Below are 20,974 nucleotides of genomic sequence, written 5' to 3' on the forward strand. Positions count from 1 at the left end.
TACCCGCTGACCATTGAAACCGCCCCTGAAGGAAACCGCCATGTACCTCCTGCTCAACGATCGCCGCGACATGCCCCATCTGTGGCTCTACATCGAGTGCGCGCTGATATTCATTCCCGCCGCGGCCGGGTTGTATTGGCTCGGCCACTTTCCCTGGTGGCTAGGCGTGGCCTACGTACTCGTCTGGAACATGTTCGGCGACCGCTTCACGATGAGCTACCACTGCACGCTGCATCGGCGCCTCTTCAGGAAGCAGTACCACGCGCTCGAGATCCTGCTCGACTGGGTGCTGTGCCCGTTCTTCGGTCAGACGCCGGGCACGTTCTATGTCCATCACATGGGCATGCATCACATCGACGACAACCTGCCGCACGATCTGAGCTCGACGATGCGGTATCAACGCGATAGCGTAGCCGGCTTTCTGCACTACTACCTCCGTTTCGCGGCACTGGTCCCGGTCGAGCTCAGCGTCTATCTGTGGCGCTCACGCAATACGAAGCTGATCCGGCAACTGCTCGTCGGTGAGGTCGCGTTCTACACGGCGATTGCCGCCGCCGCGTACTGGAACCTGCGGGCCACGCTCGTCGTGTTCGTGTTCCCGTTCGTATTCGTGCGGCTGATGATGATGATCGGCAACTGGGTGCAGCACGCGTTCATCGACCCCGATCATCCCGACAATCCGTACACGAGCAGCACCAATACGATCGACTCGCGTTTCAATGCGCGCGTGTTCAACGCCGGCTATCACATCTACCACCACGTCCGCAAAGGCACGCACTTCAGCGAGCTCACAAAGGAATTCACGACGAACCTCGAGACGTACGGTCGCGAGGACGCGGTGGTGTTCGATCGCATCGACATCGCGCAGATCTGGCTGCTGCTCGTCACGCGCCAGCACCGCAAGCTCGCCACGCATTTCGTGCGCCTGCCGGGCGCGCCTGAGCGCAGCGACGACGAGGTGATCGCGCTGCTGCGTCGCCGTCTGCAGCCGATCCGCGGCTGGAGGCCCGTTGCCAAAGCGAGCGCCACGCCTGTGGCGCCCGCAAGGTAAGTCGCGAAAGCACGCGCATCACGCAAGTCACGCAAGGCACGCGCGTCATGCGCTGCCTTGCCCGATCACCGAAGCCCGTTTATCTGACCGAGGACCCGTCACCATGGACCAGACGCTAGTCGATGCCGTTTCAGCGCTGCCGCGCGGCGACGCTCGAGGCCTTCGCTTTGTCTCCACGCACGGCGACGAGCACTACTACCCTTACGAGGCGCTCGAGCGCGAAGCGCGCAACCGTGCGAGGAGGCTCGCGGCCCTGGGCCTGAACAAGGGCGAGCGCATCGCGCTCGTGATCCTCGACCCGGAAGCGTTCATCCTGAGCTTCCTCGGCGCATCGTTCGCCGGTCTCGTCCCGGTACCGATCTTTCCGCGCGGCAGCCTGAACTTCAGGACCCGCGCGCGCTACGCCGAAACCGTCAGTCACATCGTGCGCTCGGCAGGCGCGCGGATGCTGCTCACGTCGAACTCGACGACAGAGACCATCGCGGACGTGCTGACCGCCGACACCGGCCTCGAACGCATCGTGACCGTCGAAGCGCTGCTCGAAGGCGAGCCGCCCGCCTGCGACTTGCCCACCGTGCATCCCGATGACCTGTGCTTCCTGCAATACACGTCGGGCAGCACGTCGCTGCCGAAAGGCGTGATGGTCACGCATCGCAATCTGGTCGCGAATGCCGAGGCGTTCCTCGGACCCCGCGGCATCGATCTGCACGAGCAGGACGTCTATGTCAGCTGGCTGCCGCTGCACCACGACATGGGGCTCATCAGCGTGCTCGGCGCGCTGATCTGCGACTTGCCGAGCGTGCTGCTGTCGACCGAAGCGTTCGTGCGCCGTCCCGGCCTGTGGATGGAGGCGATCACGAAGTACCGCGGCACGATCAGCTTCGCGCCGAACTTCGCGTACGCGCTCGCCGCGCGCCGCACCCGCGACCAGGACCTCGAAGGCCTCGACCTGCGGCGGCTGCGGGTAGCCGGCTGCGGTGCCGAGCCGATCAACGCGCAAGCGCTGCGCCAGTTTTGCGCGTGCTTCGAGCCGGCCGGCTTTCGCGCCGAAGCGCTGCTGCCGTGCTATGGGATGGCCGAAGCAACCCTCGCGATCACGTTTCACGACCACGGCCAGCCGCCCGTCACCGACGTCGTCTACGCGGCCGCGCTGGGGCTCGGTCGAGCGATACCGGCCGCGCGCGAGAACGGCTTGCGCACGATCGAACTGGTCGGCTGCGGCCATTGCTTTCCCGGCCACGAACTGCGGATCGTCGACGAATCCGGGCATGCGTTGCCCGAACGCTGCGTCGGCGAGATCGTCACGCGCGGGCCCAGCATCACCGTGGGCTACTACGGCCAGGCCGACGCGAGCGCCGACGCGTACCGCGACGGCTGGCTGCAGACCGGCGATCTCGGCTACGTTGCCGGCGACCAGCTCTATATCTGCGGCCGCAGCAAGGACCTGATCGTCATTCACGGCTCGAACCACTATCCGCAGGACATCGAATGGGCGGTGGCCGAGTTGCCGAGCGTGCAAAGCCGCGGCGTCATCGCGTTCAGCGTGATGCGCGACGGCGGCGAGACGCTGGTCGTCTGCGCCGAGGGCAAGCCGGCGGAGGCCACGACGCTGCGGCGTGCGATCGCGCAGAAGGTGGCCGAATGCGCGGGCCTGCAGGTCGGTCACGTCGCGATCGTGCAGGCGGGCAGCTTGCCGCGGACCTCGAGCGGCAAGGTGCAGCGCCGCCGGACCAAGGCACAGTTCGAAGCCGGCGAGCTGGAGGAACACTCGTGAGCATGCGCTGGCGCGAGATCCTGCTGACGGTGTCGGGCGCAGTCGCGCTCGCCGCCTGTCACGCGAAGGAAGCCGAGGTGACGCTGCCGCGTCCGGTCATCGCGGTGGTCGTGCATCGCGACAGCAAGCCCGTGCTCGCGACGCTGCCAGGCGAAGTCAACGCACGCTATGCGACGCCGCTGTCGTTTCGCATCGCGGGCAAGCTGATCGAGCGGAAGGTGCGTCTGGGCGATCCGGTCGCGGCCGGTCAGGTGATCGCGCGGCTCGATCCCGACGACGCGCAACGCGGCCTTGCGGGCGCGCAGGCCCAATTGATGGCGGCGCAGCATCGGCTCACCTTCGCCGAGCAGCAACTCGATCGCGACCGGGCGCAGGCGCAGGAGCAGCTGATCTCGACGGCGCAGCTCGAACAGACTCAGGACGCGTATGTGGCAGCCGCCTCGCAGCGCGATCAGGCGCTACAACAGTTCGCGCTGCTGAAGAATCAGACGCAATACACGGTTCTCACGGCGGACCATGCCGGCGTCGTCACCGCCGAAGATGCCGATACCGGGCAGAACGTCGCGGCGGGACAAGCGGTCTACCACCTCGCCTGGTCCGGCGAGGTCGATATTCTCTGCGACGTGCCCGAGAGCCTGCTGAACGCGCTGGCGGTCGGCAGCGCGGCCAGCGTGTCGCTGCCGGCCATCACGGACAAACGCTTCACGGCGCACGTGCGGGAGCTGTCGCCAGCCGCGGATCCCGGCAGCCGCACCTATCGCGCGAAACTGACGCTCGATGCGCCGGGCCCCGAGGTCCGCCTCGGCATGACGGCCACCATCACCTTCGCCGACGCGTCCGGCGAGGCGCAAGCGAACGACCCGATCACGCTGCCCGCCAGCGCGCTCTTTCACGACGGCAACGCGCCGGCCGTCTGGGTGGTTCGGCCCGGCGACCATGCGCTGGAACTGCGCAAGGTCCAGGTTGGCCGCTACGACGACCGCACGATCTCCGTCTCGCGCGGCCTCACCGACGGCGAGCGCGTGGTGCTGCAAGGCGTGCATACGGTCAGCGCCGGCGAAACCGTGCGCGCGGTCGCGCCGTTGCATCCCGAGGACTTCGCATCATGAGAGCGTTCGGCCAAGGACCCGGTGAAGCGGGTGAACCCGGTGGACCCGGTGGAGCGGGTGGAGCAGGTGCACCGCGGCGTGCGCCAGCGGACGATACCGGCCGCTTCAATCTGTCGGCGTGGGCGATCCGCAACCAGGCGCTCGTGATCTTCGCAGTCGTGCTCGCGACGCTGTTCGGCGTGCTCGCCTATTCCCGGCTCGGACAATCAGAGGACCCGCCGTTCACGTTCCGCGCGATGGTGATCCGGACTTTCTGGCCCGGCGCGACCGCGCGCCAGGTCGAGGAGCAGGTGACCGACCGGATCGGCCGCAAGCTCCAGGAAACACCTCATCTCGACTATCTGCGCAGCTACTCGCGTCCCGGCGAATCGCTGATCGTCTTCACGATGAAAGACTCCGCGCCGGTGAGCGAAGTGCGCGAGACCTGGTACCAGGTGCGCAAGAACATCGGCGACATCGTGGATACGCTTCCGCCCGGCGTGCGGGGGCCATACTTCGACGACGAGTTCGGCGACGTCTACACGAACATCTATACGCTCGCGGGCGATGGATTCTCACCGGCCCAATTGCACGACTATGCGGACGAACTGCGCAGCGTGCTGCTGCGCGTGCCCGGGGTCGCCAAAGTCGATTATTTCGGCGACCCCGACGAGCACATCACGATCGAAATTCCCAACGCGCAATTGACGCGGCTCAGTATCACGCCGCAGCAACTTGCGCGGGCGATCAACGCGCAGAACGCGGTCACGCCGAGCGGCACGCTGACCACCGCGTTCGATCGCGTATTCGTGCGTCCGAGCGGCCAGTTCACCGACCTGAAGGCGCTGGGCGATACGCTGATCGACATCAATCACCGGCTGGTGCGTCTCGGCGACATCGCCACGATCAGGCGCGGCTACGACGATCCGCCGGTCTCGCAGGTGCGCACCGACGGGCGGCCCGTGCTCGCCATCGGCATCACGATGCAGGCTGGCGGCGACGTGATTCAGCTTGGCAAGCTGCTCGACGCGCAGACGGCCCAATTGCGTGCGCATCTGCCCGCGGGGCTAGAGCTCGCCGAGGTGTCGAGCATGCCGCACGCGGTCTCGCACTCGGTCAACGGATTTCTGCGGGCCGCCGCCGAAGCCGTCGTGATCGTGCTGGCCGTGAGCCTCATCTCACTGGGCTGGCGCGCCGGCGTGGTGGTGGCGATCTCGATCCCGGTCGTGCTGGCGGTCACCGCGCTATGCATGGACGGGTTCAACATCGGCCTGCACAAGATCTCGCTCGGCACGCTGGTCCTCGCACTGGGCCTGCTCGTCGACGATGCGATCATCGCGGTCGAGATGATGGCCGTGAAGCTCGAACAGGGATGGGGGCGCGCGAGAGCCGCCGCGTTCGCGTACAGCAGCACCGCGTTTCCGATGCTGACGGGGACCCTCGTCACGGTGGCGGGTTTCCTGCCGATCGCACTGGCGAAATCGGCCACCGGCGAATACACGCGCTCGATTTTTCAGGTGTCCGCGATTGCGCTGATCGCTTCGTGGTTCGCGGCGGTCGTGCTGATTCCGTTGCTCGGCTACCACCTGCTGCCCGAACCCAAGGACCCCGCACGCGAGACGCCGCCTCGGCGCGCGCTTCGCAAGCTGCGTCGGCGTGAGGACGCGCAGACGCGCCGGGCGCCGGCGGCGGCGCTGCGCGACACCGGCTTTCAGCGCCGCCTGCGCGACTGCATCGCGTGGTGCGTGAAGCGGCGCCTCGTCGTGCTCGGCGTCACGGCTGCGCTGTTCGTGCTCGCCCTGGCCGGCTTCGCGCTCGTGCCGCAACAGTTCTTCCCGAGCTCCGAGCGGCCCGAGCTTCTCGTCGACATGCGGCTGCCCGAAGGGGCGTCGTTCGAAGCGACGCTGCGCGAAGCCGCGCGACTCGAAAAGACGCTGGCCGGCCGGCCCGAGATCGATCATCTGGTCGACTTCGTCGGCACCGGCGCGCCCCGCTTCTACCTGCCGCTCGACGTCCAGATGCCGCAGCCCAACTTTGCGCAGCTCGTCATTACCGCCAGGTCCGTCGAGGACCGCGCAAAGCTCGAACGCTGGCTCGCCAACACGCTGCAAAACAGCTTTCCCGCCGTCCGTGCACGCGTTTCGCCGCTGCAGACGGGCCCCTCGGTCGGCTATCCGGTGCAGTTTCGCGTCAGCGGCAGCGACCTCGCCACCGTGCGGGAGATCGCGGAAAAGGTCGCGGCGACGATGAAAGCCGATGCCCGCACGACTGGCGTGCATTTCGACTGGGACGAACCCGGCGAACGCTCGGTGCGCTTCGAGATCGACCAGCAGAAGGCGCGCGAGCTGGGCGTCACGTCGGAAGACGTAGCGAGCTTTCTCGCGATGACGCTGTCGGGCTACACGTTCACGCAGTACCGGGTCCGCGACAGGCTGATCAGCGTCGACCTGCGCGCGCCGCAGCGTGAGCGGGTGAACCCCGACGAGATCGTGAACCTCGCGATGCCGACGCCGAACGGCCCGGTTCCGCTCGGCACGCTCGCCCACCTGAACAACGAGCTCGAATACGGGGTGATCTGGGATCGCGACCGTCAACCGACGATCACGGTCCAGGCCGACGTGCGCGGCAACGCGTTGGACCTCGACGTGACCCAGGCGATCGATCGGACCCTCGCTCCGCTGCGCGCGTCGTTGCCGATCGGCTATCGGATCGAGACCGGCGGCGCCGGCGAGATCAGCGGCAAGGCGCAGGCGTCGGTGATCGCGCAGCTTCCGCTGATGCTCGTGGTGGTGCTGACGCTGCTGATGATTCAGCTGCGCAGCTTCGCACGCGTACTGATGGTCGTGCTCACCGCGCCGCTCGGGCTGATCGGCGTGGTCGCCGCACTGCTGCTGTTCGGCAAGCCGTTCGGCTTCGTGGCGATGCTCGGCGTGATTGCGATGTCCGGGATCATCATGCGCAACTCGGTGATTCTCGTCGATCAGATCGAACGCAACATCGCCGCGGGCCAGGGGCGTTTCGACGCGATCGTCGGCGCCACGGTCCGGCGCTTCCGGCCGATCATGCTGACCGCCGCGGCAGCCGTGCTCGCGCTGATTCCGCTGCTGCATTCGGCCTTCTTCGGCCCGATGGCGACCGCGCTGATGGGCGGCATCACGGGCGCCACCGTGCTGACGCTGTTCTTCGTTCCCGCGCTCTACGCGAGCGCGTTCAAGGTGCGGCACTTCGAACGCGGTGTGCGTACCGCGACCCCGACCATCGAATATACGTGGAGCTGATCGTGGGCACAGTCTGCAACTCAGTTGACGGGCCGGCGCACGCGAGCGCGCCGCATTTCACTGGCGCGCCGGGTCGAGCGCGGACAGTGGCGATCCATGGCTGGTGCGCGGCGATCGTCGCGGCCGCGGTGATCGCGCTCGGCGCATGCTCGTTCGGTCCGAACGGCGAGCCGCCGGCGATGCCCTCGCCCGCCCATTACGGCGTCGAGCCGCAGCCCACGCAAACGGTCGAGGCGCTCGGTGTCGCGCAGCGTTTCACCACCGGCGCACAGCCTGTGCCGCAATGGTGGCGGCTATTCGGATCGACGGCGTTGAATGACCTCGTCGACGAAGGCTTGCGCAACAGCCCGACGCTCGCCGCCGCCGACAAGCACCTGGCCGCCGCGCACGAACAACTGCGGGCGCAAATGGGCGCCACGCTGCTGCCGTCGATCGATCTGGTCGGACAGGCCTCGCGCGGACGCGATCTCGGCATTCCGGTGCCCGGTGGCCCGAATACGCTGCTCTACAACGAGTTCATCGGCGTGGTGCAGGCGCAATATACGTTCGACCTGTTCGGCGCGGTGCGTAAGGCCAACGCGGCGCGCGCCGCGCGAGTCGACTTCGACGCGTATCAACGCGAAGCCGCGCAGCGTGCACTGGCCACCAACATCGTCACGGCGACGATCGAGGCGGCCATGCTGCGCGCCGAGATCGACGCGACCGGGCGATTGATCGCGCTTGCGGGCGACCAGGTTCACGATACCGAACGGCATTACCAACTCGGATCGCTGACGCGCGGCGACGTGACGACTGCGCGGCAAGGCGTCGCCGCGCTCGAGGTCAGCGTGGCCGACCTGCGGCAACGGCTGACGGTGACCAGACATGCGCTGGCGGTGCTGCTCGGCCGCACGCCCGATGCCGCGCCGCCCGAGCCCGATCTGGCGAGCCTGCACTTGCCGCAGGACCTGCCCGTCGTGCTGCCATCGGACCTGCTGCGGGCGCGGCCTGATATCGCTGCCGCCGAGGCGTCGCTGAAAGCCGCCGCCGCCGACGTCGGCGTCGCGACGGCACAGCTCTTTCCCAGCCTGACGCTGAACGCGTCGATGGGACAAGGCGGGTTCAACTGGCCGCTGGCATTGTCGGGCGCCGGCGCGATCTGGAGCATCGCCGCGACGATGTCGCAAGCGCTTTTTCATGGCGGCGCGCTGGTCGCACAGCGGCGCGCGGCAATCGACACCTACGAGGCCACCGTGTTCGAGTACAAGCAGACCGTGCTGGCCGCGTTCGAAAACGTCGCGGACACGCTTGCGTCGCTCGAACACGACGCGCAGGCGCTCGACGCCGCAAGCGGCGCTAGCCGTGACGCACGCGAAGCGTTCGACGATGCCACGTCACGCCACCGGCTCGGCGCGCAACCCGCTGCATCCGCCCGCGTCGGCGAGCAGCAGTACGAAGCGGCCAGGCTGGAAGAAATCCGCCTGATCGGCCAGCGTCTGGCCGATACCGCGACGCTGTTTCAGGCGATGGGCGAGTTGCCGGCGGGCAGCAACGGGACACCTGAGCACCTGGCCGGCAAGTGAGCGCCTCCTCCCGACGGCGCGCGATTGCGTTCAGCCCGCGGGTGCCCGGGGAACACCGACAAGGTACGTGACACCGAGCGGGGACCCCTGCACCGGGTGCGTGCCAATGTCCCATTCGAAGCTCTGCTGGTCTGGGATGCTCGCCACCATCTGACGCATTTCGTCGGGATTGTAGATGCGCAGCATCGACACGATGCCGTCGAACAGACACAGCAGCGGGATAGCCGGCAGCACATAGGTGAGCGCGAGGCGCGACCAGCGAAACGGTCGGATCAGCGGAGTCATCACGAGCATCACCGGCGGCATCAGCAGGATGAACACGATCCCGAGCAGCCGGTGGTCGGCCCCCTCGACGACGACGATCGCCCGGCGCTTCATCACCGCATCGGCGAGGATTGCCCGCGCATCGTGCGGCCGAAAATGGTGGAACGAGTTGAACATCGTGCGCACGCCGTCGAATCTCGATGGCACGTCCATCGCGTCCACCGGTTCGCTCACATAGGTGACGCGGCCGGTGGCCCCGGCGGAGATCCGCTCGTACGCGGAGCGATTGGGATAGAAGTCCGTCAACTGCACCGTCACGTTGCCGGACTGCGCGAGCAACGGTGCAAGCGTTTGCCATGGGCCGCCCCCGCCCGAGCACAGATCGACGATCTGGTCGCTGCCGACCCGCCGCATCGCGTCGCGCAGCTTGACCGCGATGACGTTGAAGCCCTTGAAGGAATTAGCCACAAAGTGCAACCAGTCGGTGCCGCCGTCACGGATCGCCCGTGGGCACCACGGCTGGTCTTCGATTTCGAGCAGATGCAGGCGTCGCATGATCACGCGGGCAACCGAGGTGACTGAAGACCGGCGGATTCCATGACGTGTCCTTGCAAAGTAAGACCAGGTGGACAGAGAAGACCTTCGCGCTAGACACCACGCCTGTCAGCCGTGGCGAGCGGCAAAGTTTTACCGAACTTAAACGAGTCAATGCGCGGGCTTCTTAACGGCGTCAGTCGACTATACGCTGAGCCGCGCGGCGGCGGATCACGCGCTCGATCTGTGGAGCGTCTTGCTGCCTGCGGCTGGGATCGAGGATCGGCGTGAAGCTGGCCCTCGAGGACTGCCGCTTGCACGGGCGACGTCAGTAGTTCGCATCCTGCATAATGACCACCCATGAGGACTTCCCGCATCATCCGCCGGACGGCGGCCGGGAGACGAGCGATGTACGACGATAGACCGCCGCCGCGGCGGGTGACATATGAGAAAGGAATCCGGATCGGTGGCCCCGGCTGGTTCGGCCGGTTGCTGACCGTCGCCCTGAGCGCGATCCTGTTCGTGGTGGCCGCGATGCTGTCGATCGTGCTGTTCGCCGTGTTGTTCGCGGTAGGCGTAGTCGTCGTCGGCTACTTGTGGTGGAAGATGCGCGCGTTGCGCCGGCAGACGGTCGCGTTTGGCGACGACGGCCGCACCGTCGACATGGAAGTCGTTCAAAAGGATCCGCCGGACGACGATTCCGCGAAGCGTTGACGATTGACTGCGCGCGCTCACGGCAGTCGTTGACATGGCCCGTCTTGCGCGACGGCTGCTCCACTCCGGAAACGATCATTGAAGGTAGTCAGGCGGGAGCAATGTTCTGATTCATGCGGAAGAAGTTGTCGGGATCGTACTGGCGTTTGACGGAAGCCAGCCGCGCATAATTGTCGCCATAGGCTTCCTTCACGCGTTCGTCGCCTTCGTCACCGAGGTTGTTTGCATAGACGCCTCCGCATGAATACGGCCTTAGCGCTTCCCATATGCCGCGCGCCCATTCAACGTTTATGGCGTCTTCGGCTGCCTCGTCCCAGATCGCGACCGGAAAGCAGTCAAAGCTCGCGTCGCGATGCTGGTAGGCGGTCGCGGACCCGGCGACGCGGGCAATGGCTCCCCCTACATGCTGAAACACCAGCAGCGATGACAGCGAAGGCGAACGTTCATAGGCGCCCAATATCGCGTCGATCGCGCCATCGTCGATCTCTTTCAGGAACTGCGCTTTCCAGTAGTACCTCCGGCCCCGCAGAAACACACCGTCGCCGCCTGATTGAATCTGGAGATAGGGCAAGCGCTCGACGCGGCAGTCGACAGGTGAGCCGAACTCCATCAGTGGCTCGAGAACCTGTCGACCGGACTCGGGCGCGCCGACATAGCAAGCCGATACGCTGAAGAATCGTTCGCCGGACGGACGAGTGACGAATGCGGCATCCACGCTCACCTCATCCGGCGCATCGCGCGCAAACTGATCATAAAAGCGCAATGCGGCGCGTGCCTGCTCGAATCGGTATAGCAAAGAGCAGACGAGCAACTCGGGATTCAACGGGTGAAGCCGCAAGTAAAATGCCGTCGCGATGCCGAAGTTGCCGCCACCGCCCCGCACAGCCCAGAACAGGTCGGGATGTTCGCTGTCGTTCGCCAGGCGGATTTGCCCGTCCGCGGTGACCATTTCGACGGCGACGAGATTGTCGCAAGTCAACCCGTATTTGCGGCCAAGCTTGCCGAACCCGCCGCCCAAGGTCAGGCCGGCAAGGCCCGTGTCGCTGATAACGCCGGTTGTCGTCGCGAGCCCGTGGGCCATTGTGGCCCGATCGAACTCACCGAGATTGAGGCCAGCCTCCGCGCGCACCACCTGCCGTTCAGCGTCGACGTCAATCTGCTTCATCCGGGAGAGGTCGATAACGATACCGGCATCGCAGACCGAAAGGCCCGCCACGTTGTGACCGCCGCTACGCACCGCAACCCGCGAATCAATCGACCTGGCAAAGCGCACCGCTGCGACCACGTCCTCGGCGTCGGCACAATAGACGATCAGTGCCGGCCGCTTGTCGACTGTCCCGTTCCATACCCGGCGTGCCTCGTCGTAGTCCGGATCGCGCGGCATGACCAACGTGCCGTGAAGCGTGCCACACAAATGCTCGAACTGACGCGAGGCTGCGTGGCTTTCGCCCGACGCTGTTTCGGTGCTCATCGTGCCTCCTTCGTGCTCGCTGGCGCTGAAGCCGAGGTTCAAGGTTCGGTCGCTTGATGGTTGCACTTCCCACGTGTCGAAGCAAAATGAAAGAATTCAGCTTTCAGATGAGAAAACTTCATCTAGACTGAACAGATGCGAAAGTTGCCTCCTCTGCGTTCGCTGCAGGCGTTCGAAGCGGTTGCGCGGCACCGCAGTTTCAAGGACGCCGCGCAAGAGCTCAACGTCACGCCGACGGCCCTGAGTCACCAGATCCGCACGCTGGAAGATGCGTGCGGCCGGCAACTCTTCGCGCGTCGGCCGCGCCCCATTCGACTCACCGCTGCCGGACAACTTCTGTATCCGGCGCTGCGTAGGGGATTCGATTCGTTCGCGGATGCACTCTCCACAGTGGCGGAAACGGGCGGCACGATCGCGCTACGGATCACTAGCCCGAACGCCTTTGCGAGTCGCTGGCTGGTTCCGCGGCTGTCGCAATGGCACGAGTCTCACCCCGATATTCCGCTGCAGATTATCGGTACCGATGCGGTCCTCGACCTGGACGCGGGCGACGCAGACGTCGCGATACGCTATGCACACGCGGCGCCGAAAGGTCTGGTATGTACAGAGATCGCGCGAGATGCGTTCTACCCTGTGGCTAGCCCCACCCTCCTTGGGGCAGAAAATACACGCCCAATTGCGGCGATGGACCTGCTTCGATTTCCTCTGATCCATTACGAGTGGACGAACGGAGATCCCGAGGCGCCTTCCTGGCCGCGCTGGTTTTCTGCTTCGGGTGTTCCGGTATCCGCATTCACGCCTCTTCGCAGCAAGCGTGATTTGAGCTTTCGGGAAGAACTCCATGCGATTGACGCTGTGCTTGCCGGCCAGGGAATCGCTTTGTGCAGCGACATCGTTCTGGAGCGAGCATTGCTGAGCGGAGTGCTCGTGAAAGTGCTTCCCTTTGCGTTGCCTGGCTACGGCTTCTATGTCGCGCATCTCGCGGAGCATGCGACGTCGAGTGCGGTTCGCACCTTCGTAGAGTGGCTCGCCTCCGCGCGTCGCGCTTAGGAGCGGCCAGTTAAGAGCCGATATTCGAATGACGGCTGGCCGACTCGCTTCCATCGGCAATCAGGCAGGTGCCGAAGTAAATCGGCCATTTGAGTGACGGCTTATGTGTTGCGCGAACGGCTACTCCTGGCCGGGAGCACCAGTTCATTCCACTTCCAATTGAGCAGACATCGCAACGATGACGGCTTTCTCGCGTATCTGGCGACGCTGCCGACCGTGGAAATTCATGACATCGTCGCCAGAGCGGAGCCGTTAAGCGGCTACAGGCGCTACCGCTACGTCCACAGTTTGCGCCGTCGGTACGAGGCGCTTGCACGCTTTCCCGGGAACTACCTGGTGTTCGGTGACGCTCTGCGCAGCTTCAACCCGGTCTACGGACAGGGCATGACGGTCGCGGCGCAGGAGGCGTTGGCGCTGCAACGGTGCCCCGTGCGCGCAGGCTCGACCGAGCTCTCTGATTCCCAAACGTAGAAGGACGCAGCCAGGGCGTTCTTCACCGATGAGCTTCTCGATCGGGTAACCGGTCTCTACGGTGTACGCCCTGACGTCGAGTTCGTGCAGGTTGCCGAGCTAGTGGAAAACGTTCGGGCATGACGTCGCCTGGCGGCGTGAGTAGGGAAACTGGCACGTCGAAGAGCAGCGGCGCACGCCGAAATCCGGAATTGCCATACCTCTGCCTTCGACCGCGTTTACCGGCGATCCACCACGACTTCGAGATACTCGCTCGGCAACACAAGTGTCGCGTCGCGCGACTGATTCCGGCTTTCGATCAGTGCCATCAGATCGGCAAGGAACGCCGCGTGACGCTCACCTTCGAGCGCGGCAAATGCCTTGTTCATCGGCCCATAGAACGCGCGGAACACTTCTATGAAATGTGCCGGCGAACGATAGCGGAACGTGAAGTCCCGGCTGATCGCGTTGATCTTCCGAGCGCTGCCGCCGAACAACTCTTCCAGGCGCGCCATCGTCCCCCACAGTGCTGGCGACTTTACGCCCGCCGGGGGCGGAAGATACTTGCCGATCGTCCTGAAGAGCTGCCCTATGAAACTATCCGGGGTCCAGTTGGCGAGGCCAATGCGTCCACCGGGTTTGCAAACACGCGCGAGTTCGGCTGCGGCTTTTTCCTGATCGGGCGTGAACATCACCCCGAAGGTCGACATCACGATGTCGAACGAGGCATCCGCGTACGGCAGCGCCTCAGCGTCCGCTTCCTCGAACTGCATCGTGAGTCCTTCGGCTTGCGCGCGCGCACGACCTGAATCGAGCAGTGAGGCCACGTAGTCAGTTGACGTGACGTCGCACCAGCGGCGGGCGGCCGCAAGCGACGCGTTACCGTTGCCGGCTGCGACGTCAAGCACGCGACTGCCGGCGCGCACGTCGAGCGCTTCGCAGAGGTTCTCCCCGACAATCTGCAGAGTGATGCCGACCACGGCATAGTTACCTGTCGCCCAGGCTGCCTGCTGGCGGCCCTTGACGGCTGCGAAATCTGCAACGGGTGCGGACACGAAATCAACAGTGGACATATACAACTCCTGAAAGCGCTGGAGATATGCAACTGCGTCATTGCGCTACATATCGGGTGGCGCCGCGAATTCGTACTGCCATCGCGCCCGCGCGGCGATCGGACAAAGGAATCGGTGATGTTCCTTCCTGTGACGAACTCTGCCTGCGCAAGGCCGTCGTCGTCCTGCCCGAGCGTCGATTTTTCTTGACCAATCGTCCACTTCTAGCGGATGCATCGGAATCCGAAACCTGGCGGACTGGCTCAGGGCGTGTTGCGCTCGTTGGGACGCGACATTGGGATTCAAGCGCGTGCGAGGCAGACGGGCTATCCGTGTGCTTATTTCAAGTACCTGCAGCGCGGATTGCCCGCGCGCCTGTTAGCGTCCCAGGCTCGCTCGTTTGATGGTGAGCAAGCCTCAACCGCGGACAGCCAGGGTGACCACAATCAGAGCCGAAAAGACCAGCGCCGGCGCGAGATGTCGGAATGGCTCCCGATTTCGCACCAACGTGAAGAGAGCGCCGAACATGATCGCGCCGGCCAACGTTAGGCCCAAGACTCTGGTTTGTTGTCCAAGAAGAAGTGCCGCACTGAGCAATTCGAGCGCGCCACAGAACAACTGAAACCATGCCGGATAGCCCCAGCGTGCGAAGTCGCGCTTCACCGGGCCGGGTCTTGCGATATTGACCACGCCAGCAACCGCGAACAGAACCGCGACGATGATCGCGAGGATTGATTCGAGAGACGCACTGTTCCACGGCATCGTTATGCTCCGTTAGTTTGCAGGAAGTGTTTTTGTGCAGAGAGGTCAGCAATCAGCCCGGGGCCATGGGGTTCCCACGCAAGAATTCGCCGGGCCTGCTGGCCGCTTACTGTCTGGTCGATCGCCAGTGCGTCAGCGAATGGTCCGAGCGATTTGCGAGCATCGTCGAGCGGCCAGAGGTCGACGCGATCGGCGCCGACCGAAGCCCGAATCGCTTCACCCATTTCAGCAACGGCAACGGCCTCTTCCGCGACCACGTTGAAGATCTGTCCCGTGACTCGACCGTCTCCGGTTGCCGCCTGCTCCAGCGCGCTCAGATAAGCCGTGGCGAGATCATCGACGTGAACGGCCGGCCAGTGATTGCGACCATCGCCGACGATCCTCACACTGCGAGTCTCACCGACCATCCCGGCAAGCATGCCGAAGATCCCGCCACCGTAGCCGTGCACCATCGCCGGCCTGAGAATCACCGCGGCAATCGAACGGCTCGCTGCTAGCGTTCGCACATGTTGCTCCACTGAGGGCCGCCAGGTGACGAGTGGTGTCGGGTTCAGCGCTGATCCTTCAGTCGCGGGTTCTCTCGTCGTATTGCCGTAGACCCAGGTGCCCGACGTATAGACAAACACCGCGCCCGAACGCATATGCGAAAGCATCGCTACAACCGCGGCCTCATCAGCAGCAGCGGCGGAAGTATCGTTGGTCGATGCGGTGTGCACCACGCCGTCCGCGGCACCGGCAGTTGCAGCGAAAGACTGTGGCTCACGCAGGTCGCCGACATGCAGTTTCACGCCGAGACCTACCAGCGCGTTGGCGGCTGCCGACCGGTCCTCGCGCACCATCGCCGTCACCTGATGGCCGAGGCTGATTGCCCTGCCCGCGATCGCTTGCCCGATGTAGCCCGTACCACCTGTAATGAACAGTTTCAAAGCGTTCTCCCCAACGATTGCCTGCGAAGTTGAATAGCCACCAAAACGAGACCAATCAGTCTCGTTTTGGCAAAGGTAAACGAGACTGATCAGTCTTGTCAACTGCCCGGCGATCTGGTATTTATTTCGGATGAACGCTTCCTCTCTTCCTGGCCTGAGCCCGCTGCAACGCCGCAAGCGGACTGCCATCCTCGACGGCGCGAAAAGCGTTTTTTTGAGTCAGGGTTTCGGCCTGGCAACCATGGACGATGTCGCGGCGGCCGCTGGCGTCGGCAAACAGACGGTCTACCGCCACTTCAAGTCGAAGGAGGCGCTCTTCGTTGGTCTGGTGAGCTCGATGTGCACTCAGGTGGGCGGAGTTCTTGCCAGCGCTCAGCACGAGCAATCCGATGGCGCACCCGAAGTCGAGTTGCGCGAGTTGGGATGGGCATTGGCACACATCCTGATCACGCCGGACTATCTGCGGCTTTACCGGGCCATCGTTGCTGAGGCCGAGCGCCTTCCGGAACTCGGCCAGGTGTTTTACGAAAATGGCGCAAAGGTCGTGCGTGCCTTCGCTGCAAAAATTCTGCGAAAGCAATTTGACGAATCGACTGCTGTATTGCGGGCTGCGACATTTGTTCAGCTGGTGCTGGGCGACGCGTATCTGGAACTGTCAATTGGCTACACGGTGCCCGATGTTGAAGCGCGCTTTGCGCTGCAGATTGACGAGGCGGTAACCGTTGCACTTCGCTAAGGAACGCCGCACAAGACGTCGAGCCTCGGCATGCACAGCGCAGCGGCGTATAGCGCGGGAAGCAGGACACGCGTTTGCGAACGTACTCGCGCACCGTTTATCGTCTCTATCTTTTAACGCTGACAACAAACTTCAAGATCGCGTCGTGCGGCGAGAAATACGCTTCATCGAAGACCATCGAAAGCGATGTGAGCTAACGCAACGAATGACTGTTGCCTGAGGTTGCAACGACATCCGACTGTCTGCCCCACAGCGAGGACGAGCGCCCGAAAGTGGCCGGCAATACGCATTCACACAACTCGCCGGAAAGATGCCATTGAAGGCTCCAACTTCAGCTCTATAGAACGCTGGCGGAACTGGTGCTTTCAGCCAGGCGCGGCCGTTGGCCGGTGCGCGCAGATGGCCGTTCAAACGTCTAATCCACTCAGGAGACGGGCCTTCTCCCGTGCCAAGGGTAATCATTTAGCAAAAAGTATTCGTGCTGCCTAGAATATTGGGGGTCAGTCAATGGTCCGCGGGTGATTCTTCGCCCCACAGGAAGTTGAAAACGGAGGGCATTATGAAGACCGCAATTGCCTGCCCGGTTGCCCGACTTTGTTTGTTTTTTGTGCTCGGGTGCCTGTCGTGCGCCGGCCTGGCACAAGTGGCTCGGATGGAGGTCATTCCGGTCCCGACTGTCACCATGACGGACCAGGAATTCTTGACTGGTGTCGAGGGCGGGCGGCCGGTCGCCATCGCGGGCGAACTTCGCCTTCCTAAGGCTGGGACGGATCGGCTCCCACTCGTTATTCTGCTGCATGGCTCAGGCGGCATCACGAGTTCGATGACCGACTGGGAGCAGGATTTGCTGGAAATGGGCGTCGCCACTTTTGTGCTTGACAGCTTTTCCGCTCGCGGCATTACCAGCACAATCAACGACCAGGCTCAGCTACCTCGCCTGACACAAACCGAGGACGCCTTTCGCGCGCTCGCGATTCTTTCAAAACACCCGCGGATCGACCCGACAAGGATCATGCTCATGGGGTTTTCGCGAGGCGGGCAAAATGCGCTCTATGCAAGCCTGAAACGATTTCATCGATTGCACGCCTCACCCGGGACGGAGTTCGCGGCCTACGTGGCGTTCTATCCTGACTGCACTTACACGTATCGGGAAGACGATTACCTTGTTGCGAAGCCGTTAAGAATTTTCCAGGGCAGCGCAGACAACTACGACACGGTTGCCCCATGCCGCGCATATGTAGAACGGTTAAGGACGAACGGTAACGACGCAATGCTGATCGAATACCCGAGGGCCAATCATGCGTTCGACTCGCGGGCCTTCAGGCAGGCTGTTCAACTTCCGCAGGCTCAGACAACTCGAAATTGCAGGACCATCGAACTGGGGAACGGGTTGCTGATCAATGCCCGGACCGGCGACCCCTTTACCTACAATGATCCGTGTGTCGAGCGTGGAGTCACTCTCGCATATGACGACCAGGCAGCAAGTGAGGCACGGGAGGCGGTTCACGAATTGGTGATCGCCGTGTTAAAGCCCAGTGTCGTCGCTAGAAAAAGCAACCCGTGATCGTTGTAGACGCTCCCGCTGCGCCGGGAACTTACCGATAGCGGCCATTCGCGCGTGGTTGATGGCGGCTTGCGGCAGTCCCTTTGCCCGAACCCGGCAACTCGTTTAACGTCCCGCGGGCTTCACCGATAATCGTGTTCATTCATGGGCAGTGCGTTCGCCCGCCTGGGCGCCCGACCGTCAGGAGACCAGCGTGGATCTCGCCGGCACCGTACTTCCGATCTTCGCGATCATCCTGGCGGGATGGCTTGCCGGCGCGTCCGGATACACGCCGCGCAGCCTGGCCGCGCCGCTGATGAGCTTCGCGTATCACGTCGCGATGCCGGCGCTGGTGTTTGTGACGATCGCGGACGAGACGCTTCACTCGCTTCTGGACTGGCGCTTCGTCGCCGCATTCGGCGGCGGATCGATGATCTGTTTCGCGGCGGTGGCGATGTTCGGACGCATCGTGCGCGGAGCCAGCGTGCGAAAAAGCGCGATGCGTGCCGCCGCTGTTTCGATGACCAACACCGGGTTTGTCGCGCTACCGATACTGAAGACGCTGTTCGGCAAACCAGGCGTGCTCGCGGCGGCCATTGCGACGATCTTCGTCGGCGCGATCATCTTTCCGCTGCTGGTCGTGCTCTTCGAAATGGATCGGCCCGACAATTCGCGCAACTTGCGAGGGACAGCGTTGCTTCGGCACATCGCGACCAACCCCGTTATTCTTGCGACGATCTGCGGCATCGCCTGGTCGGTCGTCGGGGTGACGTTGCCGGCCCCGGCAGCGTCGTTTCTCACCATGCTGGGCGAAGCATTGACGCCTTGCGCGCTGTTCTCGATCGGACTTGAACTGACGCTGAGCGAACTGCGCCAGCGCATGACACTCTACGCGCTGCTGACTGTGCTCAAACTCGCGGTCGTGCCGCTCGTCGTGTACGTACTATGTGTCGCGGTGCGGCTCGATCACATGGCGACGGTCGCCGCTGTCGTGTGCGCGGCCGTGCCGACCGCGAAGAGTGCTTACGTGCTCGCGGTGGAATACGATGTCGAAAAAGCCGTCGTGAGCGGAGTCATCTCGATGACCACATTGTTCTCGGTCATTACGCTGATTGCCTGGCTTCACATTCTGTAGCGGCCTCCCGGGGTGGCGAATGAGCCGCTACGAATGCGCTCAGAGGCGACCCGAACCCCGATGCGGCACCGGCTTTGATGCAACAGCGACTCCTTACTATGTCCCGAATAGCCCGCGAAAACCGGTACTGGGAGGTAATAGTTCATGGCGACGCCAATCCGCAATTCCGGCGTGCAGTCAACGGTGGCGCAGACATTCGCCCACTTCTGCACCGGCCTCGAATATGAGGCGCTGCCACCCCTCGTGGTTGAGCGCGCCAAGCACTTCTTTATCGACTACATCGCCATCGCGCTGCGCGGTTCCATGCTGGATTCCAGCAGACCGATGCGCATGTTGGCTGCCGCACGGCCGATCCCGGGTGGGGCAACCCTGCTCGGCCGCCCCGACCCGGTGCACTCGGCCTGGTCTGCGTTGGCAAACGGAATGGCCGCGCACAGCATGGAACTGGATGACACCTTCCTTCCCGGCTCAATCCATAACGAATCTTTCGTCTTTTCCCCGGCAATGGCGTTGGCGGAAGAACGGGGCGCCAGTGGAAAGCGCTTCATCTGTGCCGTCGTCGCCGGATTCGAGGTTGCCTGCCGTGTCGCCGCCGCGCTTCAGCCGGCAGTGACCAACGCCCGCGGCTTCCATCCCACTGGCACCACGGGCGCGCTTGGCGCCGCGGCCACCGCTGCCACACTCCTCGGGCTGGATGCAGCGCAGGTTGCAAATGCACTCGGGGTTGCATGCAGCCAGGCGGCGGGGTTGCTCGAATTCGTCACCGACGGAGCCTGGACGAAGCGCTTTCACGGCGGCTGGGCCTCGCACGCCGGCATGATTGCCGCAGACCTCGCGCAGCACGGGATCACCGCGCCGGCTACTTCCATTGAAGGCAAGTTTGGCTACCTGCATGCTTACTCTGGCGATCCGTTGCCGCACGCGCTGTCGGTGGGCGAAGGCGAGATGCTTGCCATCGCGCAGACGGCGCTGAAGTACTATCCCTGCGTCTACTATATCCAGTCGATCAACGATTGCGTGCTGCAACTTGCCGTGCGCGCGGATCTTCCTCTTGAAGCAATCGAAAGCATCGTTGTTTATACGGTGCAAGCGGCCATGCCGCTGGTATGCGAGCCAATCGAGCAGAAGCGTCGGCCGAAGCTGATGATTGACGCGCAGTTCAGCGTGCCGTTCAATGTTGCCCTCGGCCTTCGCAAGAAACGCGTCTCTTTCGTCGATTTCACACCGGCAGAATTCACCAGCCCGGAGAACGAACAGCTGATGGACAGGGTAACGTGCCAGGTCGATCCGGCGCTGGACGCACAATATCCGCAGGCGTGGCCTGCACGTGTCGAAATCACTCTTGCCGATGGTCGCACGCTCGCAGCCGCCACCCAGTATGCAAAGGGCGATCCGCGCAATCCATTGAGCCTGGACGAGGTGATTGCCAAGCACCGCAGCATCGTCGCGGGTGTTGTGGACGAGAGCACCGACGATGCGATCCTCGACTTCATTCTACGGCTTGAAACAAAATCGGATTTCAGCGAACTGACCGGTATCTTGAAGGGGTTCGTGCTGCCAGGTTAATCGCGAATTGCGACAGAC

17 protein-coding genes are annotated in these 20,974 nt (G+C 63.7%); 12 read left to right on the forward strand and 5 right to left on the reverse strand.

The window, feature by feature from the left end:
* Positions 1-40: 40 nt before the first annotated feature.
* From L0U84_RS41840 to L0U84_RS41860, 5 genes are all read left to right on the forward strand, one after another.
* Entirely contained in the window at positions 41-1,051 is a 1,011-nt protein-coding gene (locus L0U84_RS41840; RefSeq protein ID WP_233859739.1) for a fatty acid desaturase, read from the forward strand.
* 103 nt (positions 1,052-1,154) lie between these two features.
* On the forward strand, positions 1,155-2,825 hold the full coding sequence (locus L0U84_RS41845; RefSeq protein ID WP_233859741.1) for a fatty acyl-AMP ligase: 1,671 nt from the start codon (positions 1,155-1,157) through the stop codon (positions 2,823-2,825).
* Positions 2,826-2,827: 2 nt separating this feature from the next.
* The gene (locus tag L0U84_RS41850; protein ID WP_233859939.1) at positions 2,828-3,934 is read left to right on the forward strand and encodes an efflux RND transporter periplasmic adaptor subunit; all 1,107 of its coding nucleotides are present in this window, start codon (positions 2,828-2,830) and stop codon (positions 3,932-3,934) included.
* Entirely contained in the window at positions 3,931-7,191 is a 3,261-nt protein-coding gene (locus L0U84_RS41855) for an efflux RND transporter permease subunit (RefSeq protein ID WP_233859743.1), read from the forward strand. Before L0U84_RS41850 ends, L0U84_RS41855 begins: the two co-directional genes overlap by 4 nt.
* Positions 7,182-8,753: an efflux transporter outer membrane subunit gene (locus L0U84_RS41860; RefSeq protein WP_233859744.1), complete on the forward strand. Its 1,572-nt coding sequence runs from the start codon at positions 7,182-7,184 to the stop codon at positions 8,751-8,753. Before L0U84_RS41855 ends, L0U84_RS41860 begins: the two co-directional genes overlap by 10 nt.
* Before the next feature lie 30 nt (positions 8,754-8,783).
* Here the strand turns inward: L0U84_RS41860 and L0U84_RS41865 are convergent, their stop codons facing one another.
* Positions 8,784-9,572: a class I SAM-dependent methyltransferase gene (locus L0U84_RS41865; RefSeq protein WP_233859746.1), complete on the reverse strand. Its 789-nt coding sequence runs from the start codon at positions 9,570-9,572 to the stop codon at positions 8,784-8,786.
* 387 nt (positions 9,573-9,959) lie between these two features.
* Between L0U84_RS41865 and L0U84_RS41870 the strand changes: the two genes are divergently transcribed.
* Complete coding sequence (locus tag L0U84_RS41870) at positions 9,960-10,265, forward strand: hypothetical protein (protein WP_233859748.1); 306 nt, start codon at positions 9,960-9,962, stop codon at positions 10,263-10,265.
* A gap of 88 nt (positions 10,266-10,353) precedes the next feature.
* Here the strand turns inward: L0U84_RS41870 and L0U84_RS41875 are convergent, their stop codons facing one another.
* Positions 10,354-11,736 carry an FAD-binding oxidoreductase gene (locus L0U84_RS41875; protein WP_233859750.1) on the reverse strand — a complete coding sequence of 461 codons (1,383 nt, stop codon included), beginning with the start codon at positions 11,734-11,736 and terminating at the stop codon, positions 10,354-10,356.
* Positions 11,737-11,871: 135 nt separating this feature from the next.
* Between L0U84_RS41875 and L0U84_RS41880 the strand changes: the two genes are divergently transcribed.
* Positions 11,872-12,786, forward strand: coding sequence for a LysR substrate-binding domain-containing protein (locus tag L0U84_RS41880; RefSeq protein WP_233859759.1), 915 nt, complete (start codon positions 11,872-11,874; stop codon positions 12,784-12,786).
* A gap of 93 nt (positions 12,787-12,879) precedes the next feature.
* A complete protein-coding gene (locus L0U84_RS41885; protein WP_233859761.1) occupies positions 12,880-13,257 on the forward strand; it encodes a hypothetical protein in 378 nt (125 codons plus the stop codon).
* 218 nt (positions 13,258-13,475) lie between these two features.
* On the opposite strand, the gene L0U84_RS41890 is transcribed toward L0U84_RS41885, so the two are convergent.
* The 3 genes from L0U84_RS41890 to L0U84_RS41900 form a co-directional block, all read right to left on the reverse strand.
* A complete protein-coding gene (locus tag L0U84_RS41890; RefSeq protein ID WP_233859763.1) occupies positions 13,476-14,309 on the reverse strand; it encodes a class I SAM-dependent methyltransferase in 834 nt (277 codons plus the stop codon).
* A 396-nt stretch (positions 14,310-14,705) separates the two neighbouring features.
* Positions 14,706-15,050 carry a DoxX family protein gene (locus L0U84_RS41895; RefSeq protein ID WP_233859765.1) on the reverse strand — a complete coding sequence of 115 codons (345 nt, stop codon included), beginning with the start codon at positions 15,048-15,050 and terminating at the stop codon, positions 14,706-14,708.
* A 2-nt stretch (positions 15,051-15,052) separates the two neighbouring features.
* Positions 15,053-15,976 (reverse strand): NAD-dependent epimerase/dehydratase family protein, encoded by a 924-nt coding sequence (locus tag L0U84_RS41900; protein WP_233859768.1) that lies wholly within the window; start codon positions 15,974-15,976, stop codon positions 15,053-15,055.
* 130 nt (positions 15,977-16,106) lie between these two features.
* On the opposite strand from L0U84_RS41900, the gene L0U84_RS41905 reads away from it, so the two are divergent.
* From L0U84_RS41905 to L0U84_RS41920, 4 genes are all read left to right on the forward strand, one after another.
* Positions 16,107-16,712, forward strand: a complete 606-nt coding sequence (locus L0U84_RS41905) for a TetR/AcrR family transcriptional regulator (protein ID WP_233859769.1) — start codon at positions 16,107-16,109, stop codon at positions 16,710-16,712.
* 559 nt (positions 16,713-17,271) lie between these two features.
* On the forward strand, positions 17,272-18,276 hold the full coding sequence (locus L0U84_RS41910) for a dienelactone hydrolase family protein (RefSeq protein ID WP_233859771.1): 1,005 nt from the start codon (positions 17,272-17,274) through the stop codon (positions 18,274-18,276).
* Positions 18,277-18,469: 193 nt separating this feature from the next.
* The gene (locus L0U84_RS41915; RefSeq protein WP_233859773.1) at positions 18,470-19,390 is read left to right on the forward strand and encodes an AEC family transporter; all 921 of its coding nucleotides are present in this window, start codon (positions 18,470-18,472) and stop codon (positions 19,388-19,390) included.
* A gap of 144 nt (positions 19,391-19,534) precedes the next feature.
* Positions 19,535-20,956 carry an MmgE/PrpD family protein gene (locus tag L0U84_RS41920; RefSeq protein ID WP_233859775.1) on the forward strand — a complete coding sequence of 474 codons (1,422 nt, stop codon included), beginning with the start codon at positions 19,535-19,537 and terminating at the stop codon, positions 20,954-20,956.
* Positions 20,957-20,974: the final 18 nt, after the last annotated feature.

The sequence above is a fragment of the Paraburkholderia sp. HD33-4 genome, from assembly GCF_021390635.1.
Taxonomy (GTDB): Bacteria; Pseudomonadota; Gammaproteobacteria; order Burkholderiales; family Burkholderiaceae; genus Paraburkholderia.

Bases quoted from the DNA above. Each gene is read 5' to 3' on its own strand.
- L0U84_RS41880 (WP_233859759.1), top strand. From the start codon at position 11,872: ATGCGAAAGTTGCCTCCTCTGCGTTCGCTGCAGGCGTTCGAAGCGGTT.
- L0U84_RS41845 (WP_233859741.1), top strand. From the start codon at position 1,155: ATGGACCAGACGCTAGTCGATGCCGTTTCAGCGCTGCCGCGCGGCGAC.
- L0U84_RS41855 (WP_233859743.1), top strand. From the start codon at position 3,931: ATGAGAGCGTTCGGCCAAGGACCCGGTGAAGCGGGTGAACCCGGTGGA.
- L0U84_RS41875 (WP_233859750.1), bottom strand. From the start codon at position 11,736: ATGAGCACCGAAACAGCGTCGGGCGAAAGCCACGCAGCCTCGCGTCAG.
- L0U84_RS41895 (WP_233859765.1), bottom strand. From the start codon at position 15,050: ATGCCGTGGAACAGTGCGTCTCTCGAATCAATCCTCGCGATCATCGTC.
- L0U84_RS41905 (WP_233859769.1), top strand. From the start codon at position 16,107: ATGAACGCTTCCTCTCTTCCTGGCCTGAGCCCGCTGCAACGCCGCAAG.
- L0U84_RS41890 (WP_233859763.1), bottom strand. From the start codon at position 14,309: ATGTCCACTGTTGATTTCGTGTCCGCACCCGTTGCAGATTTCGCAGCC.
- L0U84_RS41840 (WP_233859739.1), top strand. From the start codon at position 41: ATGTACCTCCTGCTCAACGATCGCCGCGACATGCCCCATCTGTGGCTC.
- L0U84_RS41920 (WP_233859775.1), top strand. From the start codon at position 19,535: ATGGCGACGCCAATCCGCAATTCCGGCGTGCAGTCAACGGTGGCGCAG.
- L0U84_RS41865 (WP_233859746.1), bottom strand. From the start codon at position 9,572: ATGCGACGCCTGCATCTGCTCGAAATCGAAGACCAGCCGTGGTGCCCA.
- L0U84_RS41870 (WP_233859748.1), top strand. From the start codon at position 9,960: ATGTACGACGATAGACCGCCGCCGCGGCGGGTGACATATGAGAAAGGA.
- L0U84_RS41910 (WP_233859771.1), top strand. From the start codon at position 17,272: ATGAAGACCGCAATTGCCTGCCCGGTTGCCCGACTTTGTTTGTTTTTT.
- L0U84_RS41850 (WP_233859939.1), top strand. From the start codon at position 2,828: ATGCGCTGGCGCGAGATCCTGCTGACGGTGTCGGGCGCAGTCGCGCTC.